Raw genomic sequence first — 259 nt, forward strand, 5'->3', positions numbered from 1 at the left:
GTGAAGGATATATTGGATTATCATAAATCCATTCGTCACCTTAGAGGTGGAGAAGCGACAAAATTAAAATATAAACGTTCTGAAAGAGAAGAAGAAATCGTTAAATGATACTTGAATCATTCCGGCAATTGGAAGTAAATCGGGCAATCGGGGAATGAATAAGGGGACATGAAAGTGAGTGTCAGCTTTATTCTTAACCTTGATTGCGGTTCCATGCCGGGATTTTTTTATGGGAAAATACGGAAATATAGTACTAAAG

Annotated in this window: 1 protein-coding gene; it reads left to right on the forward strand. The window is 36.7% G+C overall.

All coding sequences use genetic code 11. The features are described 5' to 3' along the window. On the forward strand, positions 1 to 108 hold the full coding sequence (locus AC6UDG_RS07690) for a sporulation transcriptional regulator SpoIIID (protein WP_500706990.1): 108 nt from the start codon (positions 1 to 3) through the stop codon (positions 106 to 108). Positions 109 to 259: the final 151 nt, after the last annotated feature.

It is taken from the genome of Fructilactobacillus sp. X2R1C1, assembly GCF_059901435.1.